This is a genomic window from Acuticoccus sp. MNP-M23 (genome assembly GCF_031195445.1).
Classification (GTDB): domain Bacteria; phylum Pseudomonadota; class Alphaproteobacteria; order Rhizobiales; family Amorphaceae; genus Acuticoccus.
The window spans coordinates 1-12,851 of sequence record NZ_CP133484.1 but is presented as its reverse complement, the minus strand read 5'-3'; the positions used below and the strand labels follow the sequence as shown (position 1 = coordinate 12,851).

Sequence of the window (12,851 nt, the reverse complement as noted above, 5' to 3'; positions counted from 1 at the left end):
GGCCGGAGTGACCACGTCCGTGAAAGCCGCAAGCATTCTGAAAAGGGCTATCGGCGGCGCGCTACGGCACTGTTCAGGCGTGCACCTTCCCGTATGGCTTTCATCGCCTGCTCGTCGTCAAGCGACGGGAGAAGCGCCGTATTAACCTCCGACCTTGTCGGAAGCGGGCATGAGTCCGGCCACTCTTCCTTTCGGCTCCAATACTGAATCGCCTGATAAAGTGGTTTGTCGAGATGAAGAATGTCCGGCCGCATCAGACCGCGATAATCGCCACGCAGCCACGGTCGGTAGTGGCGTTTGAGGAAATCAGATGGGCGGTCACCGGGCTGCTTTTCTTTCCACGAACGCGGCGGCAAACGCATGTGCTTGGGCTGCTCATGACCCGCAACCCAATCGTTCAAGGCCTCATGAAGGGAAGGATCAAGAGCAAGCAGTTCCTTGCGCGTGATTGCCGGAGCTCGGGCGTACAGCCAATCGCCGTACACTCTCACCACGAAAGCGGCTGGATCTTCACCCAGGTCAGGATGCCACCGCTCGGGTGCTCTCGACGGCGGCGAAGGCGGATCGTCGAGCATGCGTTCGATGTAACGCTTCGGTACGATTTCGTTCGACGAGAGTTCCCGACGTCGAAGGGCATGGCTCGCGCGCTGCAGCGTTTTTGGATCATCTAGCGCAACGTTGCCCTGGGTGACCTTATCGAGCCACTCGTCGGTCCGCTCTTTCTGCGTCGGCAGATACAGGTCGGCGGGGGGATCGTTCTTCCGCAACCAGTTCGAGTAGGCTTGATAGAGCTGCGGATCGAGCTTCAAAATATCCGCCCGCCCCAAACCGCGTCCAAGCCAAGGGGCGTAGTGTTGTTTGATGAAATTGGGCGGAGTTTGACCGTGGCGCTTGTCGGAACTCCATAACGCAGGCGCTTTTGACGGAAGTGACACGGGCGGCTCGCTGCCAGCGATCGCACTAACGAGAGCATCACTAAAGATGAAACGCGATCTCGGATCGCTGGCAAGATGGTGAAGCCCTCGGATGACGACCTGGATATGCACCTCTGCAGTTTTCCAATCATCCAAAACACTTTTAATAATTAGTATCTGTTCGTCAGTAAATATACGCTTAAAAAGACTTAGTGATTTCAATGGGGTTTTTATATCATTATTATCTACTATACTAATCTTATTATCTATAAGAAATTTATTATTAGATGGGAATGTTGCTAGGGCATGACTTTTTTTGCCATCTATATATTTTACGGCGTAAGTCATCAGAAGTACCCAAATAACCGACTGGCATCGTCACCGAAGCCCGGATAGACATGATTGTTGCTATCGAGACCGTCTTCCATGCTTGTCGCGAATACTTTTACGGCCGGGTAACGCTCAGCTATCCGGCGCTGCCCCTCGGGCGTGATCAGCACCGAGGCGACGACAATGTTCTCAAACTCGATTTCGCAATCGTCATGCATGATCTCGACGGCCTTGCACATCGTGTGCCCCGTCGCGATCACCGTATCGAGAACGATGAATTTCCGACCGACCAGGTCGGGAAGCGCCACCAGATAAGGCTCGACCTCATAGGTCTCCGGATCGACGCGGGAGAAGCCCAGATGCCCAGTTCTGATTGGCTTGGCCACGCTACGAAAGCCTTCAGCGAGGATAAGCCCCGAACGCATGATCGGGACAACCGCTAGATTCCTGTGAACGATCCGCCTCACCGGCACTTTGGCCTGATCGGGGAAGCGTTCGATTACCCCATCGCTCAGGGGAAGATCACGGGTCAACTCGAAGCCAAAGTAGGCGCCGATCTCGAACAGGAGATCGCCAAACTTACCCATGCTTGTCTCGAACTCCCGCAACAGGGTGATCTTGTTGGTGATCAGCGGATGTTCGAGCAGCGTGAAATTCGCAGGATCACTCATAGCCCCCCCACAAGCACCTGGAACAAATTAGTCTTGCAAGTTTTGTCACGGAACCACCCCTCCGTCGAGACTGGGGAGTGCGCCCCCTCACTCGTGAATAATGACGCAGCAAGATTTGTTCCAAGAAAGCCACACCGAAGCTGCAGGTTGGGCTTAACAGCACCGGTTCGCGCCGCCTGGGTGCACACTACGTGAGGCTTCAGATCACATATTTTAAATAAAACGTTTATCGTATGTTGAAAACAGAGTGCGGGTCTTGCATAGTGGGGCCGTAGCAAGCAGCCACAGGGGTTATCGCGATGACACTCCCCCTCCCACCTTCCCCTCATGGCGGATTGCGGACTGCGATTGCAGTCGAATCCATTCAGCTTGTTCTGAAGCCCGCATTCTGTCGCCGGGGCTTGGGGGCTGGATGATGAAGCTCTGGATATCCATCCCGCTGGTTTGCGCAGCGATGACATTTCCCCTCGCAATCACCGCTCAGCCGCTTCTTTCCGCGCTCGCCGCCGGCCATCCGTTCGCCGGCACCTCCAATGCGCTCTTCCAGCTCACGGCAGGGTCCTCACCCGCCGCTGAACCGCCGCGCGCGATATCCGCGCAACCCATCCCTCACATCACTGGAGAACTTCTATGCCTCGAGCTTCGCCTCGAAGGCTCCGCCGCTATTCGCGTCGCGAGCGCTCGGACCATCACCGCGCTGCGGTGGCAAGGCTACCGCGCCGACAGCGCTACGGAGCCTTAGCGCGGTGCCGCACCCTGCGGGCCAGAACTTTGGCCGGCTCGACCCGCAGGGCGCTTCCTCAACCGATCACCTTAGAAAGGGACGACCAGTGAAGATCATCACAATGGCGGATCAGGACCGCCGTGAAAAGTCCGAGGGCATCTCGCTCTCCGGCATCTTGAACCGTGTTGTCGTTGTCGCCTGCACGGCGGCGGCGATCTTTATCGCCCCGCCGAAAGCGCAGGCAGAGACCGCCTTCGCCGATCCGATCGAGCACACCGCCGGTGTGTGCGCGGAGGATGGCGGCCGATGGACCGGCGCGCACTGCGAATATTCGCGCGACCGTGACGATGATGACCGGTCTTCCAAGACCGGCGACGGCGGTGGAGGTTTGTTGGGCCCCGCGATCGTCGTGGGCATCCTCGGCATCATCTTTTGCGCTGCGACCGACTGTTCGGAGTAGCCCGGTGGAAACCCATTCCTCTACATCCGCCGCTCGAACACCGGACGCCAACCAATCCGGCAGTTCGCCGCGCGTAAAAGCCATCCTGGCAACGCGACACATCCGCGGCGTCATCGGAACGGTGTTCATGTCGGCCGGGCTGGTCCTTGCCGCTTACGCCATCGGACCGATGGGTCCGAGCTGGCTCATCGCCGTCGGCGGGGGCCTCTTTGCCAACGGCGTGCGTGTGGTCCGTTGGCGACCATGAAACGACAAAAGGGGCGCCGTTGCAGCGGCGCCCCTTTTTGCTGCCCCAGCCCCCTCGCAACCAAACGAGAGACCAATGAACAACGTTGAACGCCTACCAACGCCGCACCACCACGTCCAGCCGGCGCTCTACGAGCCTGAGCCCGTCCATCACACGATCCCGCCGCATATTTTGGCGGAGATCGCGAAACTCACCGACACTCACGAAGATGTCGAACGCTTTGCTCATCAAGCCGATGGACTGGTCGGCCCGATCGGCCTCGATGGCATCCTCACCATGGTCCCTGGCCTCGGCGGCCTTTACTCTGCCTATGGCGGATTCAAGCTGTTGGGCTGTGCATCCCGCGCCCGATGCAGTGGGAGAACCCGCATCGCCGGATTTGTGCTGACCATTGTCGACGTCGTCATTGGGGTCTTCGTCGGCGTCGGCGATCTCATCGACGTGTTCCTCCGATCGCACCGCATCTACGCCGGCATGATCCAAGACGAAATCCGCGGCAAGCTCATCGCCTACCAAACAATCCGCGATCACGGTGAGCGGCGCGGCCACATCACCCAGGGCGAAGTCATCTACCTCGAGAACGCCCTGTTTCGGGGCGGGCGAAGCGCCGGGACGATAAACCTGCGCAACATCGCCCTGATCGGCTTCGCGCTGATCATTCTCTACGCTCTGTTTGCGTGAGGGCCTGGTCATGCATGAGCACGCCGTTCACCAGGCCGAGCTGGACCGAGAAGCCTATTTCAAGCCCAGCACGTCGTTCGTTGCCCGCAAGACGAAGACACGCAAACCGGGCCGGATCGACCGGGCTTTCGGCAAGCGCGAGTATGAGTTCAGCTACAAGTTCGGATCGGTTGTCGAGCATAAAGCCGGCGGCTTTGGGTTCGGGTCCGCCGATCGTGCCTTCTTCGTCCGGTCGAAGAAAAGCCTGACGCCGCCGCTCGAGACCGATCTCGCCATCGCGGTCGGGACCATCACCCGTTCGAACGGCCGAGCAACGCGCCCGAAACTCGTTCTCCTTGGCTATGCCAGCGAGAAGACCGGCCTCGTCTACACCCGAGGCAACTGGCACATGCTATTTGGCCGGCCGATCCTCAAATGGCTTGTTGCCATGCCGCTGTTCGCAGTCGGCTTCTTGTCTTGCGTGAACCCCGCAGAACCACCTCAGCATCCATTCTACTTGATCGGGGCGATCCTGTTCGGCTTCCTGCTGTTCCTCGGCGTCTTCTGGCCGTTCGTAAAATTCTGGCAGTCGCTTCACGCTCGCTACGCCTTCAAGGCCCACGTGAGCCAGCTCTACCAAACGATCGGGCGCTAGCCGATGGCGGATCGTAAAACGCTCCGCCAGAGCGCCGGCGAAGAGCTCGCCTACGCGGCGTCCGATATCCGAGGCGCCTGGGAGCGCGCCTGGTTCGGCCGCGAGACGACGCCGGCCCAGTGGCAGGACCAGCTCAGCCGCACCCCTGGCAGCGATCCTCTGGGACGCACGCAAGGGCCTGACGACAGTCAGGGACCCGGCAACGTTCACGGCCACAACCCAGACGCCCCCGAGGCGCTCGATGGCATTGGCCGGACGGGAGACGGTTTCGATCCTGACCACACCCGCGATGCCGTGCGCAGCTTTTACGGGACAGACCCGGAACCCGACTACCGCCAGGCCTGCGCCGACATGTTTGCTCCCGATCCCGATGAACCCGATGCGCCAGAGATGACGCAACGGATGAAGCGCTGAGGTCCGACATGGGTTTTATCCGTCCAGAACGTGCTCTCACGGTCCAGTCCCGCGACGTGGTGCCGGTCGCCCCTCCGACGCGTAGAAAGTCGCTTCGGCGCGGTGGTGCCTTGCACCCTGCCCTTCCCTATGTCTCGGACATGCAGACGCCGCTGCTCAAGCTGAGCGGTGCCATGCGCGACGCCTTCCTTCTCACCACCGCCCTCACCGGGGTTCACATCACCGGCAGCACTGGCAGCGGCAAGACGAGCGCCAGCGGTCAGTATCTTGCCCTCACCTATCTGCGCAGCGGCTTTGGCGGCATCGTACTGTGCGCCAAAGCCAGCCCCAGCGAGTGGGACGCGTGGGAAGCGTACGCGGCAAGAACCGGGCGCACCGCCCAGCTCATCCACTTCGATGAGCACGGCATGCACAAGTTCAATTTCCTGCACTACGTCGCGCTGCAGAACCTCGACGCGGCGGGCCGGTTGATCACGCCCAACGTCGTCGACTTCCTCATGAAGATGAAGGACGCGGCAAGCCGCGGTGACGAACTCCAGGGCAAGGGCGGCGAGCAGCCGTTCTGGAATCTGGCGCCGCGCGAGCTTCTTTCACACGCCATCGACGCGATCTGGACCGCCTACGGCCGCCTGCGCATCGACGAGCTCGTGCGCTTCATCCAGACCGCCCCCCGCAATCCGAAGGACTTTGGGTCAGAAGCCGCGCGCTCAAGATCCTTCTGCCTCCAGACGCTGCACCGCGCCGCTCATCACCCGGCAAGCACCATCGCCGATCAAGACCTCTTCGTCGTCCTGCAGTTTTTCAAGGAGAATTTTGCGGTCCTCGACCCCGAAACCCGCAGCAACATCGTCACCACGGTCACCTCGCAGTTCACGCCGTTTCTGAAAGGCGTGATGCGGGAGAAATTCTCCACCGAGACGACGCTCGTACCGGAGCTCTGTTTTGAGGGCGGTGTCATCGTTCTCGACTTTGCGATCGACAAATATCGCGAGGTCGGGCTGATCATCCAGCACCTCTTCAAATACCTGTTCCAGCTGGCGGCGCTGAAGCGCGACACGTCCCAGGCTGTGCGCCCGGTCTTCATCTGGGGCGATGAGAGCCAGTATTTCATCACGCCGTTCGATGCGCAGTTCCAGACGGTGGCCCGCTCCAAGCGCGTATCGACCGTCTACCTGACCCAGACGATCTCCAACTACATGGCGATGATCGGGGGCGGCACGCCCCGAGAATCCACCATGGCGCTGCTTGCCAACTTCGTCACCAAGGTCGCGCACCGCAACGACGACGAGGCGACCAACCAGATGATGGCGACCATGATCGGCCGCAATCTGCAACTGCGCGGCAGTTCCTCGCGCGGCATCAACGCTGGGTCGTCCAGCTCTTCCGGCGAGAATTACGGCGCCAACACCAGCTTGTCTGCCGGCTACTCCGGCGACAGCCAGAGCTCGACGTTCAGCTCTGGCTACAGTTCGGGGCGCAACACCGGTCTGAGCTTCAGCTCCGGATGGTCGACCAACGACACAGTGTCGGAGCAGATGGACTTTGAGGTCGAGCCGCGTGTGTTCGGATATCTGCGCTCCGGCGGTCCGGAAAACCGGCTTCTGGTCGATGCCATCTGGTTCCAGGCCGGCCGGCGCTTCGTCGCCAATCGCGGCCGGAATTTTCTTCCCATTACCTTCAATCAAAGGGTCCGCTGATGCATCACATCCTTCGCCCGCTCTGCTGGTTCCTGACCAATCCCCTCCTCGGGCTTCTCGCCTACGGGATTGCCGTCCTGATGTGGTCCCAAGGCGCCTTGCCGCCGCTCCTCGTCATCTTCTGGGCGGTCTGCATCATGACGATCGGCCGTGCTGCGTCCGCCTGGCGCCGCCATGATCGGCAGACCCTGCGGCCCTACAAACCCAAAAAGATCGCCAGAAAGCCCAAGCCGGTCGCCGAGCCGCCGCGCCCGCAGGCGAGCCTTGCCATCAAGACCCAAGGCACCGCGAAAGCCGACTACGCCGATCTCGTGGATCGCCTCCCCTCCGACCTCAACCGCCTCATCGGCGACAGCCTCAACCAGATCGGCGATCGCCGGTAATTTTTAGGAGTTGATCATGGCCAACCAAAACGCACCCGAAGCGACGCTGCGCGACGGCGGCATCAAAGCCACCATCTGGCGCAACGCCGGGGAGAAAGGCGACGTTTTCAGCGTTGAGCTCACCCGCACCTGGCGCGATCAGCAGGGCAACTATCATGACAGCTCGCGCTTCTCACCGACCGAGTGTTTGAAGGTCGCGCAGCTGGCGCAGCGTGCCTACGACACAGTCGGCGCGCTCAAGCAGGATGCGGCGCCCTCACCATACGGCCAGGCAAACCGGGAGGTCTTTCAGGACAATGGCCGCGGGTATGACGACGGGCCTGCGCTAGATCGGGGCCCAAGGCGATAGGAGTGCAGATCATCTCGCAAGAGATTGTCGCCCACAAAATACGCTAGCCTCCTAAGTTTTTAACAATTTAGCATGCTAACACTCTAAATGCCTGTACAGTCCACAGCCTCGCACTCCTTCGTAGCCGCAAAGCACGGCTTTCGATATGATGCTAGCATGCTAACGTGATAGCGGCTTAAGCGGCTAGCGCCTTAGCCGTAGAAGGAGGCGCCGCTATGGGCTGTATTGTTGGATTTGTGTCGCAAAAAGGCGGCGTCGGAAAGTCGACGCTAGCGCGTCTGCTAGCGCGTGAGGCGGCGGCCGGCGGCTTATCCGTGAAGATCGCCGATGTCGATATCCAGCAAGGCACGGCATACCAATGGGCGAAGCGACGCGCCGAGAATGGCTTTGAGCCAGAAATTCGGATCGAGACCTTCAACAATATCAAGACCGCATTGAAGGAAGCCAACCAGTTTGACGTCTATATTTTCGACGGCGCGCCACATGCCTCGCGCGACACGCTGACGATCGCCAAGGCAGCCAATCTGATTGTGATCCCGACCAGCCAGGGCAGGGATGATCTCGATCCATCGGTGCTGCTTGGCTACGACCTGCTCGATGCGGGCATCTCAAAAGATCGGATCGTCTATGCGCTGGTGAAGGTGACGGACAGCGACGCCGAGATTGCGGCCGCACGGCAGTATCTGGAGAAGGCGCATTTCACTGTGTTGCAAGGGGAGCTGCCGGTGCGCACGGCCTATAGCCAGGCGCATGATGTGGGGCGCGCGGTGACAGAAGCGCCGTTTCCGAGCCTGGTGAAACGGGCAGACAAGCTAGCGCAGAGCCTCGTCGATGCGGTGGCAGCGCGAATGCAGGAGGTAGCGTGATGGCGAATGTGGCTCAGCTGAAACGCACGGGGAAGGGCGAACCGCCTGCACGCACGGAAGCGCCAAAGAACGTGGCGAACCCGCCGCGCGATAAGCCCGAAATGACTGAGAAGCCTGTCGCCCTGCAATTGAAGGTGCCTGAAGCGGTGGCGGAAGCCTTCGCCAAAGCCGCCGGCGACAAGCTCGGCTACAAGAAGGGCTCTAAGTCGCAGTTTTTCATTGAGCTGTTTGAGGCGTATCAGAGTGGGCGGCTAACACTTTAGCCATTTAGCATGCCATATGATCGCTTTGCAGTCCGGCGGAAATCCCCTTGTGATCGAGGCGCGTCGCGGCAGGGTTTCATCTAAAAGCTGCAAATGGATGCATGCGCGGCGACTTTGAAACGGCGATTCGCTTCGGCGCGACGGTATGTTCGCCTAGGCAAGGCGGTGTTTGGCGCGCGCGAATTGATTCGCTCGCGATAGCGGAGGAGGTTGGAACAACCTATCTCGAAGCCCAAATATAACCAATACGATGGAAAATTCGACCAGGGAAAAGGCGTGTTTCAACTCGAATGAGCGCTTGGGGGAGGAATAGGCTCATACGGGATTTCTTTAGCTGGTTTCACCTTATAAAAAATCAACTACACACAGTTCCTCTATAACTAAAACCCTGTTTTAAAAGCAATAGTGCATTTTAAGCTATTATCGTTTAGCCGGTATTCCGCTTCAAAATCATCTGCCGACGAACTACCATCTATTGCAGAAGAGCATGTATCGTTCCACCCAATAGCAACTACTTTTCCATAACCCGGCCGACCATCATCCATTTTAGTATCAATGTTCCATGTTTCTTCAGGAGTTAAAATATTCACTGAGGTTGCTCCAGTAACAGTAACGCCTCCATACGAAAAAAAGTTGCCATAATTCTGGTTGAATATTACCGAATTTCCGCCATCTTTATGTTCAATATACCAAGCGCCATTACTTAAACGCGAGGGGGGAACATTCGCCCCGGGATCGGCATCGATAATCCCGCCATCTCCTGCGATGCCTGAATAATTGCCTTCTATCAATCCCGCGTTTGTTAAATGCTGCCAAAAGGCGAAAGCTTCGCCGAATTCGCTCGCATTTCCAGAACGTTCGATTTTCCCGTCGTTGTTGCCATTACAAGTCTGGTTAGCCGCCCCGGCCGCAGTAGGGCAAGTAGCTGCCCCCCAAAAATCTGTCGCATTGCGCATATCCCCCGGCAGCGCAAAATATTTATCACGAAACGTCATGGTGGCCGTTTGGTATTTGCTAAACTCCGTCGTCACACTCCGCAGCTCCGCCGCTCGGATGAGGCTTTGCCCAGTCAGAATCCCTCCGGTGAGCAGCCCAAGAATAACGAGAACGATACTCAATTCGACGAGTGAAAAACCTTGTTTCTGCATTAAAAAACCTTGTTTCTGCATTAAATGAACCCTCCAATATGGTATTATAATACCGTATATTGCTTTAATTTTCATTAACTAAAATCGATTACTTGTGCGCCGATCTCGCTTAAGGCGACGAGCGCCGCGCCGGGTGAGATCGCGGCGCATCGCGGGCCGGACGCGGCGGCGGCACCCGTCCCCGAACGTATCCATCCCCAAAGCCCCATATTTAGCCGTAGGAGAGCCACGAGGCTCTTTGATGCCCCAGCTACCTAAAAGGGCTTAGCAGGGCTAAAAATCGATTTTTGGGCCTCTCAGCGCCTACTGAGGAGGAGGGGTGCGCAAGCGGCGCCGCCACACACTAGTTCATTGCAACTCGCGGCGAAGCCGCGCTTCGAGCGCGCAAGCGCTCGTCAGGAACAAGGCTGGGGTGCCGGGCTGCACGTAGCCCATAAGGGCGGAGGGCAGGGCGGTGATCTCATCCGCCGTGAGGCGGATACCGTTTAGAGAATGCTTGTCGGTCGATTAGGCCGACGCATTATGACCGGCGTTAGCCGGTCGTTTTATGCACAGGACTTACCCACAGGTTGGGTGTTCTAAGATTCTATAGTTCTTAATGTTCTAAGATTCGGAGGTGCTTTTTCGCCAGTTATCTCAATTGCTTGCGCGGCCAAATGTGAGGGATTTGGGGGCTTCGGTGAAGAATTCGGGGCGTAGTGTGAGGAATCCGGGGAATACTGTGAGGAATTCGGGGCGTAATGTGAGGAATCCGGGGAGCCCTAGCCGTCGTTATCCACAGCCGCCCTGGCGGCGCGGGCGAGGCGGTTAGCGCTGCTATAGACGTCGGTGACATATTCGTGGGTGCCATTGATGCGCGCCTTGCGGCCGACTTTGGGGCGCTGAAGCTCCTGAAAGGCGCTCTGCATCTCGTCGCGCGACTTGTTCCACCAGCTGATTTTGAGGTGGGTGACGCGTTTGCCGGTCTTGTAGGGCAGGATTTTGACGTTGAAGGCGGCGAGTGCGTTCACTTCGAGCATGGCAGGTTTGATGACATGCTTGTTGAGCGCACCGAAGGCGGCGTATTTCCCGTCTTCGACGCCGAGCATTTCGCGGAATTCTTCGAGGGGGATGTCGCGGACATTTTTGCGCAGCCCGCTGAGCTGGGCGAGATTTTCATACAGGCTGACGGAGTATTTCGAGGAGAAGGCCATAAGCACAGGCAGGGCGATTTTGCCCCAAATCCGTGAGTCTTCCAGGATCTCTATCAGGCGCTTGTCGAAGCTGTAGGCGAGCACGCCGGCGTGGCGGTCGGGATCGTCGAGGTCATTGCCGCCGAGAAACTGCACCCGGCGCGTGCGCCCGTCTGGCAGTTTGACGACGAGAATGGTTCGCATCAGCGCAGTGATCGATTCCTCGATCATCTCATAGCCCTTGTGGCTGTCGCTTTTCAGGTCGTCGAGTTCGATCGTGTAGTCTTTGCCTTCCGCTACGCCCTGCTGGTGCGCGTTGTGCCAAAGCAGCGTGATCGTGCGGCGATCGCTGAGCGAAAGCGACTGGTGGCCGGTGATCTGGATCAGTTCGGCAGGCTTCATCGCCTGATCGCGGCGAGGCGTCAGGTCGAGCGTTCGCAGAACCGTTTCAGGATGCAAGGCCTCTGACATGCCTTATTCTTAGCGACGCTCGCCAAAAGTGAAAGCATAAACCGCTTTTCATTCACACTTCCCCGAATTCCTCACAGTTGGCGAAATTGCGCCTGTAAAATTCTCAACAAAAACAGTGGGGTGCAGGGCTACTCGCGCCGGATTTAGGGCCTGCCCGAATCCTTCACTTTTGGAGGGTGCCGCTGGCAGCCGTTATGCCGGCGTCAGGAGCTGCGCCAAGGGGCTCTTCAGAGTGGGGCCGGTTGCGGCGGGAGGGGGCGAGATACTACGCTAGGCGCGTCTCCTGCCCGGCCTAGAGGCTGAACCGGTACTTAGATTTCTAGCCCCTTAGCATGCTAGCTACCCGAACAGGGAACGCCGTCGCCCTGCCCATTTTGCTTGCGCGGGCAGGGCTCGGACTCGGTCTCAAGCACCTCGTCTATTCGGGTAGAAAAGGCCCGTCATCTCACGCCGCCTGGCGCTGCGGCTGCGCGGCGGCGAGATTTGTCAAATAGTCCGCGGCCTTACCGGCCGCACTGGCGGCGGTGAAGACGGCCTTCTTGTCTGCTTTGAGGATTTTCAGCCAGCTGGCGAGGTAGGCGGCATGGTCCGGCCGCGGCTCGGACGTGATGCCAAGATCCGCACAGAGAAAAGCGGCGCCGAGCTCGGCGATGAGCTCTTCGGCGGCGTAGGCGTCATCGCCAAAGCGCGTGGACAGCTGACGGTCGAGCCGGTGCGCAGCGCCACTCCAATGACAAATCTCATGCAAGAGCGTGCCATACCACGCTTCGGTCGGGTTTGATGTCGCCGTACCGGTAAAACGCTCCCGGTCCGGCATTTGGATGCGATCCTTGGCCGGCCTGTAAAAGGCGCGCTCGCCTCCGATGTTCACCATGGCGCCAGTTGCCGCGGTGAAGGCCTCGGCGGCGTCCACGGGCTCGATCCGGTCCTCGGTCGGCGCTTCATCCTCGACGGTAAAACCCTCGACCTGCGCCGCGTTGAAGACACGGCTGGCGCGCGCAAACAGCACGGTTTCGGTCTCGGATGGATCGTCCTCGCGCGCCCGCTCGAGCTCCTTATAAAACACGATGACCGAGGACTTTTCGCCCTTCTTCACCTGGGCGCCGTGCTCCTGCCACTGCTTGTATGTTCCCCACATGCCATGAGCGTAGTCGTTGGCCGCGGCCGCGACCCAGAGCGACAGCACGTTGATACCGCGATAGCCCTTGCCGGATGCGATATTCTGCGGCCGCGTGATGGCATGCGCCGAGCGGTGCCAAGGCATTTGCCAGTTGTCCGCGCCGGCCTCGATGGCGGTGACAATCTGATCGGTGATGTGTTGATGGACGTCGAAGCGGTCGGTCTTTCCCATGATGTGATCTCCTTGCCTTGGGGTTGGGGTGCAGCTGCTGCTGCACCTCTGCCCGTCGGCGAGACCGGGGATCGGA

The 12,851-nt window shown here is 59.0% G+C and carries 16 protein-coding genes; 11 read left to right on the top strand and 5 right to left on the bottom strand.

The genetic code is table 11. The features are described from left to right. Positions 1-47: 47 nt before the first annotated feature. Both RDV64_RS23500 and upp read right to left on the bottom strand, forming a co-directional pair. The gene (locus tag RDV64_RS23500; protein ID WP_309199781.1) at positions 48-1,262 is read right to left on the bottom strand and encodes a hypothetical protein; all 1,215 of its coding nucleotides are present in this window, start codon (positions 1,260-1,262) and stop codon (positions 48-50) included. Further along, positions 1,262-1,915, bottom strand: coding sequence for a uracil phosphoribosyltransferase (gene upp / locus RDV64_RS23495; protein ID WP_309199780.1), 654 nt, complete (start codon positions 1,913-1,915; stop codon positions 1,262-1,264). Before upp ends, RDV64_RS23500 begins: the two co-directional genes overlap by 1 nt. Before the next feature lie 412 nt (positions 1,916-2,327). On the opposite strand from upp, the gene RDV64_RS23490 reads away from it, so the two are divergent. The 11 genes from RDV64_RS23490 to RDV64_RS23440 all read left to right on the top strand — a co-directional run bounded on the left by RDV64_RS23490 (position 2,328) and on the right by RDV64_RS23440 (position 8,633). Continuing rightward, entirely contained in the window at positions 2,328-2,657 is a 330-nt protein-coding gene (locus RDV64_RS23490) for a hypothetical protein (RefSeq protein ID WP_309199779.1), read from the top strand. Between the two features lie 103 nt (positions 2,658-2,760). After that, positions 2,761-3,099 carry a hypothetical protein gene (locus RDV64_RS23485; protein WP_309199778.1) on the top strand — a complete coding sequence of 113 codons (339 nt, stop codon included), beginning with the start codon at positions 2,761-2,763 and terminating at the stop codon, positions 3,097-3,099. Between the two features lie 4 nt (positions 3,100-3,103). Continuing rightward, entirely contained in the window at positions 3,104-3,346 is a 243-nt protein-coding gene (locus RDV64_RS23480) for a hypothetical protein (protein WP_309199777.1), read from the top strand. 75 nt (positions 3,347-3,421) lie between these two features. Continuing rightward, complete coding sequence (locus RDV64_RS23475) at positions 3,422-4,027, top strand: DUF4112 domain-containing protein (RefSeq protein ID WP_309199776.1); 606 nt, start codon at positions 3,422-3,424, stop codon at positions 4,025-4,027. A 10-nt stretch (positions 4,028-4,037) separates the two neighbouring features. Then, entirely contained in the window at positions 4,038-4,661 is a 624-nt protein-coding gene (locus RDV64_RS23470; protein ID WP_309199775.1) for a hypothetical protein, read from the top strand. Positions 4,662-4,664: 3 nt separating this feature from the next. Beyond that, positions 4,665-5,075, top strand: coding sequence for a hypothetical protein (locus RDV64_RS23465; RefSeq protein ID WP_309199774.1), 411 nt, complete (start codon positions 4,665-4,667; stop codon positions 5,073-5,075). A gap of 110 nt (positions 5,076-5,185) precedes the next feature. Further along, positions 5,186-6,772, top strand: a complete 1,587-nt coding sequence (locus RDV64_RS23460) for a hypothetical protein (protein ID WP_309199773.1) — start codon at positions 5,186-5,188, stop codon at positions 6,770-6,772. Continuing rightward, positions 6,772-7,155 carry a hypothetical protein gene (locus tag RDV64_RS23455; protein WP_309199772.1) on the top strand — a complete coding sequence of 128 codons (384 nt, stop codon included), beginning with the start codon at positions 6,772-6,774 and terminating at the stop codon, positions 7,153-7,155. The genes RDV64_RS23460 and RDV64_RS23455 overlap by 1 nt, the downstream gene beginning before the upstream one ends. Positions 7,156-7,171: 16 nt before the next feature. Then, positions 7,172-7,504 carry a hypothetical protein gene (locus tag RDV64_RS23450; protein ID WP_309199771.1) on the top strand — a complete coding sequence of 111 codons (333 nt, stop codon included), beginning with the start codon at positions 7,172-7,174 and terminating at the stop codon, positions 7,502-7,504. 215 nt (positions 7,505-7,719) lie between these two features. Continuing rightward, positions 7,720-8,370 (top strand): ParA family protein, encoded by a 651-nt coding sequence (locus RDV64_RS23445; protein WP_309199770.1) that lies wholly within the window; start codon positions 7,720-7,722, stop codon positions 8,368-8,370. Next, a complete protein-coding gene (locus RDV64_RS23440) occupies positions 8,370-8,633 on the top strand; it encodes a hypothetical protein (RefSeq protein ID WP_309199769.1) in 264 nt (87 codons plus the stop codon). The genes RDV64_RS23445 and RDV64_RS23440 overlap by 1 nt, the downstream gene beginning before the upstream one ends. A gap of 380 nt (positions 8,634-9,013) precedes the next feature. On the opposite strand, the gene RDV64_RS23435 is transcribed toward RDV64_RS23440, so the two are convergent. The 3 genes from RDV64_RS23435 to RDV64_RS23425 all read right to left on the bottom strand — a co-directional run bounded on the left by RDV64_RS23435 (position 9,014) and on the right by RDV64_RS23425 (position 12,775). Then, the gene (locus tag RDV64_RS23435) at positions 9,014-9,802 is read right to left on the bottom strand and encodes a prepilin-type N-terminal cleavage/methylation domain-containing protein (RefSeq protein WP_309199768.1); all 789 of its coding nucleotides are present in this window, start codon (positions 9,800-9,802) and stop codon (positions 9,014-9,016) included. 740 nt (positions 9,803-10,542) lie between these two features. Continuing rightward, a complete protein-coding gene (locus RDV64_RS23430; protein WP_309199767.1) occupies positions 10,543-11,424 on the bottom strand; it encodes a replication initiation protein in 882 nt (293 codons plus the stop codon). A gap of 445 nt (positions 11,425-11,869) precedes the next feature. Continuing rightward, positions 11,870-12,775 (bottom strand): zincin-like metallopeptidase domain-containing protein, encoded by a 906-nt coding sequence (locus RDV64_RS23425; protein WP_309199766.1) that lies wholly within the window; start codon positions 12,773-12,775, stop codon positions 11,870-11,872. Positions 12,776-12,851: the final 76 nt, after the last annotated feature.

Bases quoted from the DNA above. Each gene is read 5' to 3' on its own strand.
- RDV64_RS23455 (WP_309199772.1), top strand. From the start codon at position 6,772: ATGCATCACATCCTTCGCCCGCTCTGCTGGTTCCTGACCAATCCCCTC.
- RDV64_RS23500 (WP_309199781.1), bottom strand. From the start codon at position 1,262: ATGACTTACGCCGTAAAATATATAGATGGCAAAAAAAGTCATGCCCTA.
- RDV64_RS23465 (WP_309199774.1), top strand. From the start codon at position 4,665: ATGGCGGATCGTAAAACGCTCCGCCAGAGCGCCGGCGAAGAGCTCGCC.
- RDV64_RS23440 (WP_309199769.1), top strand. From the start codon at position 8,370: ATGGCGAATGTGGCTCAGCTGAAACGCACGGGGAAGGGCGAACCGCCT.
- RDV64_RS23470 (WP_309199775.1), top strand. From the start codon at position 4,038: ATGCATGAGCACGCCGTTCACCAGGCCGAGCTGGACCGAGAAGCCTAT.
- RDV64_RS23445 (WP_309199770.1), top strand. From the start codon at position 7,720: ATGGGCTGTATTGTTGGATTTGTGTCGCAAAAAGGCGGCGTCGGAAAG.
- RDV64_RS23475 (WP_309199776.1), top strand. From the start codon at position 3,422: ATGAACAACGTTGAACGCCTACCAACGCCGCACCACCACGTCCAGCCG.
- RDV64_RS23430 (WP_309199767.1), bottom strand. From the start codon at position 11,424: ATGTCAGAGGCCTTGCATCCTGAAACGGTTCTGCGAACGCTCGACCTG.
- RDV64_RS23425 (WP_309199766.1), bottom strand. From the start codon at position 12,775: ATGGGAAAGACCGACCGCTTCGACGTCCATCAACACATCACCGATCAG.
- RDV64_RS23450 (WP_309199771.1), top strand. From the start codon at position 7,172: ATGGCCAACCAAAACGCACCCGAAGCGACGCTGCGCGACGGCGGCATC.
- RDV64_RS23485 (WP_309199778.1), top strand. From the start codon at position 2,761: ATGGCGGATCAGGACCGCCGTGAAAAGTCCGAGGGCATCTCGCTCTCC.
- RDV64_RS23435 (WP_309199768.1), bottom strand. From the start codon at position 9,802: ATGCAGAAACAAGGTTTTTTAATGCAGAAACAAGGTTTTTCACTCGTC.
- upp (WP_309199780.1), bottom strand. From the start codon at position 1,915: ATGAGTGATCCTGCGAATTTCACGCTGCTCGAACATCCGCTGATCACC.
- RDV64_RS23490 (WP_309199779.1), top strand. From the start codon at position 2,328: ATGATGAAGCTCTGGATATCCATCCCGCTGGTTTGCGCAGCGATGACA.